Genomic DNA, 7899 nt, shown 5'->3' on the forward strand with positions numbered 1-7899 from the left:
CTCCGAAATGACGCAAGAAGTGACCGAACGGGTCGAGGCACTGCTGCCGACACTGCGTGAACGTGCGCAGGAGGCCGAGGACCTGCGCCGCATTCCCGATGAATCCATGAAGGCGCTGCAGGAGACCGGTTTCTTCCGGCTGCTCCAGCCCAAGCAGTGGGGCGGCCACGCCGCCGACCCGGTCGTCTTCTACGACACCGTGCGCAAGATCGCCAGCGCCTGCGGGTCCACCGGCTGGGTGGCCGGCATCATCGGCGTGCACAACTGGCACCTCGCGCTGTTCGACCAGCAGGCCCAGCAGGACGTCTGGGGCGAGGACACCGACGTGCGGATCTCGTCCTCCTACGCCCCGATGGGCGCGGGCCAGGCGGTCGACGGCGGCTACATCGTGCGCGGCTCGTGGGCTTGGTCCTCGGGTTCCGATCACGCCACCTGGGCGGTCCTCGGCGGTCCGGTGATCAAGAACGGCAAGCCGGTCGACTTCGGCAGCTTCCTGATCCCGCGCTCGGACTACCGCATCGATGACGTCTGGAACGTCGTCGGCCTGCGCGGCACCGGCTCCAACACCGTGGTCGTCGAGGACGTCTTCGTCCCGTCGCACCGCTTCCTGAGCTTCCGCGCGATGAGCGAGGGCCGCGCGCCCGGCCTCGAGCAGAACACCGACGCCGTGTTCAAGATGCCGTGGGGCACCATCCACCCCACCACCATCTCCACGCCGATCGTCGGCATGGGCTACGGCGCCTACGAGGCACACGTCGAGCACCAGGGCAAGCGCGTGCGCGCGGCCTTCGCCGGCGAGAACGCCAAGGACGACCCGTTCGCCAAGGTGCGCGTCGCCGAGGCGGCCAGCGACATCGACGCCGCGTGGCGTCAGCTCTCGGGCAATGTCGCCGAGGAGTACGCGCTGCTGCAGGCGGGCCAGGAAGTCCCGTTCGATCTGCGCGTGCGCGCGCGCCGCGACCAGGTCCGCGCGACCGGCCGGGTGATCGCCTCGATCGACAAGCTCTTCGAGTCCTCGGGCGCCACCGCCCTGGCCAACGGCACGCCGCTGCAGCGCTTCTGGCGCGACGCGCACGCCGGCCGGGTGCACGCGGCCAACGATCCCGAGCGCGCCTACGTCATGTACGGCACGCACGAGTTCGGCCTGCCCGTCACCGACGCCATGGTGTAGCCGATGACCCAGACCGCTGAAATCACCTACGAATCGACCTCCCGCTACGCGCAAGTCACCCCCGAGCTGAAGCTGCACTACCACGAGGCGGGCGTCGGCAACGGCCCCACGATCGTGCTGCTGCACGGCGGCGGGCCCGGCGCCTCGGCGTGGTCGAACTTCGCCCGCAACATCCCGGTGCTGGCCGAGAACTTCCACGTGATCGCGCTCGACCAGCCCGGTTTCGGCAAGTCCGACAAGCCGGTCGACCATCCGCAGTATTTCGTGCACGCGTCCACCGCGCTGCTCGCCCTGCTGGATCACCTGCAGATCACCGAGCGGGTGCACCTGCTGGGCAACTCGCTCGGCGGCGGCACCTCGGTGCGCTTCGCCCTGGACAACCCCAAGCGCGCGGGCAAGCTCGTGCTGATGGGCCCCGGCGGGCTGAGCACCAACCTGTTCGCGCCCGACCCGACCGAGGGCGTCAAGCTGCTCTCGGCGTTCAGCTACGCGCCGACCAGGGAGAACCTGGAGAAGTTCCTGCGGATCATGGTCTTCGACCAGTCGCTGATCACCGAGGAACTGATCGACGAGCGGTTCGCCCTGGCGAGCACGCCCGAATCGCTGGCCGCGGTCCGCGCGATGGGCAAGTCCTTCGCCGGCGCCGACTTCGAGAAGGGCATGCTCTGGCGGGACGCGTACAAGCTGCGTCAGCCGGTGCTGCTCATCTGGGGCCGCGAGGACCGGGTGAACCCGCTCGACGGCGCGCTGGTGGCCACCAAGGTCATCCCGCGCGTGCAGCTGCACGTGTTCGGCGGCTGTGGCCACTGGGCGCAGCTGGAGAAGTTCGACGAATTCAACCGGCTCACGGTCGATTTCCTCGAGGAGAAGCAATGAGTATTCGTGCCCTGGGCTACATGCGCATCGAGGCCACCGACATGGCGGCCTGGCGCGAGTACGGCCTCAAGGTGCTCGGCATGATGGAGGGCACCGGGCTGAATCCCGACGCTCTCTATCTGCGCATGGACGATTTCGCCGCGCGACTGGTGATCGTCCCCGGTGAACAGGACCGGCTGCTGGTCTCGGGCTGGGAGGTCACCGACGCTCCCGGCCTGCAGCAGCTGCGCGAGACCCTGGCCAAGGCCGGCGTCGCCTACACCGAAGGCACCAAGGAAGAGCTCGGTGAGCGTCGCGTCGAGGGCATGATCCGGTTCCAGGACCCGTCCGGGAACACCCTCGAGGCCTTCCACGGCGCGCAGTACCTGGGCCGCCGCTTCGTGAGCCCCTATGGCCACAAGTTCGTCACCGCCGAGCAGGGCTTGGGCCACGTTGTGCTGACCTGCACCGACGACGCCGCGGCGCAGGCGTTCTACCAGGACGTCCTCGGCTTCCGGCTGCGCGACTCGATGCGGCTGCCGCCGCAGATGGTCGGTCGTCCCGCCGACGGCGACCCGGCCTGGCTGCGCTTCTACGGCTGCAACCCGCGCCACCACGCGCTGGCGTTCCTGCCGTTGCCGAACCCGACCGGCATCGTGCACCTCATGGTCGAGGTGGAGAACTCCGACGACGTCGGCCTCTGCCTGGACCGCGCCCTGCGCAAGAAGGTCAAGATGTCGGCCACCCTCGGCCGCCACATCAACGACAAGATGCTGTCCTTCTACATGAAGACGCCCGGCGGATTCGATATCGAATTCGGCTGTGAGGGACTCGAAGTCGACGACGACGACTGGATCGCCCGCGAATCCACCGCGGTCAGCCTGTGGGGTCACGACTTCACCGTCGGATTCAAGCAGCAATAGGAATGGCGGCGAGGGACATGACCGAACAGACACCGGCGATCGACGGCCGGCAATTTCGTAATGTGCTGGGGCAGTTCTGCACCGGCATCACCGTGATCACCGCGCTCGATCCGGCGGGTGAGCCGATCGGCTTCGCCTGCCAGTCCTTCGCCGCCCTGTCCCTCGACCCGCCCCTGGTGCTGTTCTGCCCCACCAAGGGGTCGCGCTCCTGGGCGGCGATCGAGGCGGCGGGCAAGTTCTGTGTGAACGTGCTCGCCGAGGCACAGCAGCCGACCTGCGCGCGGTTCGGTTCGCGCGAGACCGACAAGTTCGCCGGAGTCGCCTGGCACACCTCCGAATTGGGTGTGCCCGTGCTCGACGATTCGCTGGCCACCATCGAGTGCACGGTCGACTCGGTCGTCGACGGTGGTGACCACTACATCGTCATCGGCCGGGTGCGGGCGCTCGCGGAGTCGGAGACCACCAACGGTCGTCCGCTGCTGTTCTACCGCGGTCAGTACACCGGCATCGAGCCGGACAAGACCACGCCCGCGCCCTGGCGCGCGGACCTGGATCACTTCCTCACGACCACCAGCCTCGACACCTGGCTGTGAGTCCCGCGGGTGCGGCCGCCCACACGATGCGCGGCCGCACCCGTTTCCGTCGTTTTTAAGTGCTCATTCGGTGAGCACTTTGAGCCGGATGATGGTTCGTATGACCATCGACTACATCACCTGTGCCGCAGCGAGCGACTGGGATTCGTGGCTGGCCACCCATCACGACACCGCCGGTGAGGTCTGGGTGCGGATCGCCAAGAAGGGCGCCCCCGAACCCTCGGTGACCATCACCGAGACCCTCGACGGCGCGCTCTGCTACGGCTGGATCGACAGTCATCGGCGCGGCCTCGATGCCCACCACTACCTGCAGCGTTACTCCCCGCGCCGGGCCCGCAGCCCGTGGTCGCAGGTCAACGTGGCCAAGGCCGAGGCCCTCATCGCGGCGGGCCGGATGCGGCCCGCCGGGTTCGCGGCGATCGAGGAAGCCGTCGCCGACGGCCGCTGGGCCGGGGCGTACGAGCGCCAGCGCACCGCCGACACCCCCACCGACCTGCTCGCCGCACTCGCCGACGCGCCCGCGGCGCGAGCCGCCTACGCTGCCCTCGGCCGCTCCGACCAGTACCGGCTGTTCCTGCCGATCCTCAAGGCGACCACCCCCACCGAACGCGCCACGCGGGTCGCCCGGGCCGTCAACGCCTTGTAGCCCGACGCGGGTCGCCAAGATTGTCAACGCCTCGTAGCCCGACGCGAGTAGCCAAGGTAGTCAACGGCTTGTAGCGCAACACGACCGCAGATACGCACCTAGAACCACCAGCGCGCACAGTCCCCCACACCAAGCACTCAGCACACACGGTCCCCCACACCAAGCACCACCAGCGCGCACAGTCCCCCACACCGAGCACTCAGCACACACGGTCCCCCACACCAAGCAACACCACCGCGCACAGTCCGCCACACCAAGCACTCAGCGCCGAGGTTGAACCGTCCACCGCGCAGAGCAAGCGGTGTGCGGGCCCCGGCCGTCAGACCTCTTTGACCAATACCGCGCGGGTGTAGAGCAGCGAGAACCCTCGGCCCTGCGCGTTTCGTTGCGACATAGAACCGGGCTGGGTGGTGATCACCGCGAGGTCGCACCCCGCTGCCACCGCCTCGTTCAGGCGCGCCGACAGGAGCGCGGTCTGCACACCGTGCCTGCGATGCGCGGGTAGAGTCGCGGCGCCCGCGAGCGCCGCGACGCCACCGCCGGTGCGCATGCTGGCGCCCCCGGCGGGCACGCCGTCCCGGTAGGCGACGTAGCGACGGGTGTCGTCGATAGCGGCCATATCCCGCATCACCGCGGCGATCGCCTCGCGCGGAAACTCCTCGTGGGAGGAGACACCTTCGTCGTCCGGATGCGCGAATCCGTCGACCACGACGTCGAGCCAGAGATCGAAGCCGTCCTCGTCACGGCGCACCTCCACCCGCTCGGACCCCGCCCAGCTACGCCCGGCCAACTCCATCCCGAGCACATTCTCGAACGACATCAACCGATACCCCCGCCCGGTCAACTCCGCCGCGATCCGCGGATCCCCCAGATGCGCCAGCTCCACCTGCACCGGCACCCCCACCGCCGCGTACGCGGCCTCCACCGTCTCCCACTCCCCCACCGAAGGCACCCCACCGAACCCGACCCCCACCACTTTGTTCAGCGGCGACCCCACCTCCGCGAAACACGCGGCCCCACCGGCGAACTCCCGCACGAACCCACCACCACCCGGCACCCGCCCCAGCTCCACGCGAGCCGCCCCGACAATGGCATCGGCCTCCAACCGCTCGACTCGCGCCGCCATCTCGACCCCACAGAACAAGGTCCCCGCAGTTTCACCCATGACTCACTTATATCGCCCTTGTCCAGCGACTTTCGCGAACACAAAGGGAGCCGTGTGACGCATGCGGTGTCCCGCGTACTTCCTTCGCCGACGACATCGACCGCGTGATCGCCGAGGCGACCGCTTCCGCGGAGATCATCCACACCCACCCCGACGGAATCGCGGGAGCGACCGCAGCCACCTTCTCGTCCACCGAAGAATGACTTGACCACGTCATCGAGCACACCCCGGACGGCACCGTCCGCCGAGGGATTCGATCCGCCGCGACCCTCCTGACCAGAACCGACCCCCACCTCGCAGCCGCCGAACCCGGCAACGGCGCACAGACATCGGCCGCCGACACCGTCCCCTTCCGCCTCTGGCCAGCAGCCACCCGCGGCGCCACGAACACCACCTGCGCCATTGTCGGCGGCATCCTCGCCACCCGACCACCCCCACCCTGAACCAAGATCACCACGCCGTGGCGGCGGGCTGTTCTCGACCGATGCCGCCACCACCGCGTGGTGATCGACTGTCCAGACGAGCGCCGCCGGCGGTGAGGGCCGCGTGGATGCGGTCGAGGATGATGTGGGGGCGGCGGTAGAGGAGATTCGCGCTTACTCGGATGATTCGCCAGCCGTGTTCGGCGAGGATCGCGGAGCGGTCGATGTCTTTCGTGCGCTGGGACGGGTCGGTCCAGTGGTGGGCGCCGTCGTATTCGACGGCGACCCGCCATCGACGCCAGCCCATGTCCAGGCGGGCGAGGAATTCGCCACCGCTGTCGCGAACCACGATCTGGGTGCTCGGCGCCGGGAGACCGCTTTGGACGATCAACAATCTGGTGAGTGACTCCGGGGGCGACTCGGCGCCCGGGTCGACCAGCGGCATAACCCTGCGCACCTGCGCACACCCGCGCTCACCCCTGTGTTCGGCGGCGAGCGCGATAACGGCGTCCGGGTCGAGTTTCGTTGCCCGGCACAGGGCGTCGAGTACCGGAACCGCACTGCGCGTGGAGAGCCGACGCGCGAGGTCGAACGCCGTTCGTTTCGGAGTCGTCACCGGGAACCCGTCGACAACGCATTGCTCGTGCTCAACTATCCGAGCTTGGCGAGTCCTGATCCACTCCGGCGGCCGGCGATAGGTCGGCACCGCGATCTCGGCAGGAAGCTCCGCCCCGATCCACTTGCTTCCGGACATCGCGGCAGCCGAAAACCCGACAAGCACACCGGCCCCTTTGGTCCAATGCGCCGCCGCCTTGGCTCGCCCCACCGCATCGAGCCGATACCCCCGCCGAACATAGACGTCGTGCGCCACCCGATCGAAGTCGTGCCGCAATTCCCACCGCGTCACCACCCCCGCAGCAACCGCCCACGACCCGACAAAAGCCCCCTCGAACACCCCCATAACCAGCCATGATCCCCCACCACACCGACAAACAACCGACCCCACACCCGAACAGTTGATCACCACGCTCTAGTGGCGGGCCGCTCTCGACCGATACTCACACCACAGCGTGGTGATCAATCGTCCAACGCTCTAGCGGGTGGGGCGCCGGGGGATTCGGCCGTTGCCGTCGCCGGTGGGGGTTCGTTGTTGGGATGCTCGACGAGCGAATTGCCATGCGGCGGCGGAGGTCGAGGAAGCCGAGAAGGTCTGGTTCGAGCTCCCAGATCACGCGCAGCATCCAGTGCTGTCCGCGCAGGTCGATCGCGGCTCAGGCGACGCGGGGACGCACCTGGACTACGAGGTCGGCGTCGAGGGCTCGAGCGAGGCGCTCGAGTACGGGCAGGCTGGGGACCGTTCCGCCTGCTTCGAAGCGGGCGACCGCGGACTGCGTCATGCCGGCCGCGTCCGCCAGGACGGACTGGCTCCAGCCGCGGTCTTCCCGCATACCCCGGATGGTTCGCCCGAGCTCGAAGGCGAGCCGCGCGGCGTCGTACGCCTCGGCTGCGCCGGGCTCCTTCAGGCGCTGATCCCGCAGGTCAGCCCACTCACTACGCTCCGTCATCGTTGCCCTCCTCCAGAACATGCCGCTCGGCATCGCAACGCCGCATTGCACCGCGCGCCCGAGCTACCTCACGTCGCTCAACCATCCGTGTCTTGACGAAGACCGTCAGCAAGACGATTCTGCGCCCCGACGCGATCCAGTACGTCACCCGCACCGCGTCCGATCCCAGATAGAAACGCAACTCCCGGAGTTTCCGGTCGAGCTGTCTCGTATACGGTTCGCCCAGCAACGGTCCGGCGTCCTGCAGCAAGTCGATGTAGAACGCGGCGTGAGCGAACATGTCGGCCGGAAGCTTCTCCAACCATTCACGCACCTCAGGTTCCAGTTCAACGCTACCCCAACCCATAGCGTTGATGCTATATCCAGGGGGAAGACAGTCATGCGGAAATGGAATATCCGACGGGAGGGGCACACGGTGTCCGGGCGCCGGCGGATCCGGTTGACCGGAAACGCTGAACGGCGTGACCCGGGGGTCGGGTCACGCCGTCAGGGGGGTGTGGGGTCAGGCGGAAGCGGTGGCTTCGCGCTGGAGTTCCAGGGCGATGTCGATGAGCTGGTC

9 protein-coding genes are annotated in these 7899 nt (G+C 68.1%); 5 read left to right on the forward strand and 4 right to left on the reverse strand.

The window, feature by feature from the left end; all coding sequences use genetic code 11:
• Positions 1-7 precede the first annotated feature (7 nt).
• The 5 genes from hsaA (at position 8) to V8688_RS19925 (ending at position 4188) form a co-directional block, all read left to right on the forward strand.
• Entirely contained in the window at positions 8-1171 is a 1164-nt protein-coding gene (gene hsaA / locus V8688_RS19905; protein WP_218716593.1) for a 3-hydroxy-9,10-secoandrosta-1,3,5(10)-triene-9,17-dione monooxygenase oxygenase subunit, read from the forward strand.
• Between the two features lie 3 nt (positions 1172-1174).
• Positions 1175-2047 (forward strand): 4,5:9,10-diseco-3-hydroxy-5,9,17-trioxoandrosta-1(10),2-diene-4-oate hydrolase, encoded by an 873-nt coding sequence (hsaD, locus tag V8688_RS19910; protein ID WP_218716592.1) that lies wholly within the window; start codon positions 1175-1177, stop codon positions 2045-2047.
• Positions 2044-2949, forward strand: a complete 906-nt coding sequence (gene hsaC, locus V8688_RS19915) for an iron-dependent extradiol dioxygenase HsaC (RefSeq protein WP_218716591.1) — start codon at positions 2044-2046, stop codon at positions 2947-2949. The genes hsaD and hsaC overlap by 4 nt, the downstream gene beginning before the upstream one ends.
• Positions 2950-2966: 17 nt before the next feature.
• A complete protein-coding gene (hsaB, locus tag V8688_RS19920; protein WP_218716590.1) occupies positions 2967-3542 on the forward strand; it encodes a 3-hydroxy-9,10-secoandrosta-1,3,5(10)-triene-9,17-dione monooxygenase reductase subunit in 576 nt (191 codons plus the stop codon).
• A gap of 100 nt (positions 3543-3642) precedes the next feature.
• Positions 3643-4188: a YdeI/OmpD-associated family protein gene (locus tag V8688_RS19925; protein WP_218716589.1), complete on the forward strand. Its 546-nt coding sequence runs from the start codon at positions 3643-3645 to the stop codon at positions 4186-4188.
• Positions 4189-4507: 319 nt separating this feature from the next.
• Here the strand turns inward: V8688_RS19925 and V8688_RS19930 are convergent, their stop codons facing one another.
• The 4 genes from V8688_RS19930 to V8688_RS19945 form a co-directional block, all read right to left on the reverse strand.
• Complete coding sequence (locus V8688_RS19930) at positions 4508-5353, reverse strand: GNAT family N-acetyltransferase (protein WP_342801437.1); 846 nt, start codon at positions 5351-5353, stop codon at positions 4508-4510.
• A gap of 450 nt (positions 5354-5803) precedes the next feature.
• Entirely contained in the window at positions 5804-6736 is a 933-nt protein-coding gene (locus V8688_RS19935; RefSeq protein ID WP_342801438.1) for a DUF559 domain-containing protein, read from the reverse strand.
• A 310-nt stretch (positions 6737-7046) separates the two neighbouring features.
• On the reverse strand, positions 7047-7340 hold the full coding sequence (locus V8688_RS19940) for a helix-turn-helix transcriptional regulator (RefSeq protein ID WP_218716587.1): 294 nt from the start codon (positions 7338-7340) through the stop codon (positions 7047-7049).
• The gene (locus V8688_RS19945) at positions 7327-7686 is read right to left on the reverse strand and encodes a type II toxin-antitoxin system RelE/ParE family toxin (RefSeq protein WP_218716586.1); all 360 of its coding nucleotides are present in this window, start codon (positions 7684-7686) and stop codon (positions 7327-7329) included. The genes V8688_RS19940 and V8688_RS19945 overlap by 14 nt, the downstream gene beginning before the upstream one ends.
• Positions 7687-7899: the final 213 nt, after the last annotated feature.

The organism is Nocardia sp. No.11, assembly GCF_038752175.1.
GTDB classification, from domain to species: domain Bacteria; phylum Actinomycetota; class Actinomycetes; order Mycobacteriales; family Mycobacteriaceae; genus Nocardia; species Nocardia canadensis.

Coding starts and splice junctions, on each gene's coding strand:
- V8688_RS19935 (WP_342801438.1), bottom strand. CDS start 6,736: ATGGGGGTGTTCGAGGGGGCTTTTGTCGGGTCGTGGGCGGTTGCTGCG.
- hsaA (WP_218716593.1), top strand. CDS start 8: ATGACGCAAGAAGTGACCGAACGGGTCGAGGCACTGCTGCCGACACTG.
- hsaC (WP_218716591.1), top strand. CDS start 2,044: ATGAGTATTCGTGCCCTGGGCTACATGCGCATCGAGGCCACCGACATG.
- V8688_RS19945 (WP_218716586.1), bottom strand. CDS start 7,686: ATGGGTTGGGGTAGCGTTGAACTGGAACCTGAGGTGCGTGAATGGTTG.
- V8688_RS19940 (WP_218716587.1), bottom strand. CDS start 7,340: ATGACGGAGCGTAGTGAGTGGGCTGACCTGCGGGATCAGCGCCTGAAG.
- V8688_RS19930 (WP_342801437.1), bottom strand. CDS start 5,353: ATGGGTGAAACTGCGGGGACCTTGTTCTGTGGGGTCGAGATGGCGGCG.
- hsaD (WP_218716592.1), top strand. CDS start 1,175: ATGACCCAGACCGCTGAAATCACCTACGAATCGACCTCCCGCTACGCG.
- hsaB (WP_218716590.1), top strand. CDS start 2,967: ATGACCGAACAGACACCGGCGATCGACGGCCGGCAATTTCGTAATGTG.
- V8688_RS19925 (WP_218716589.1), top strand. CDS start 3,643: ATGACCATCGACTACATCACCTGTGCCGCAGCGAGCGACTGGGATTCG.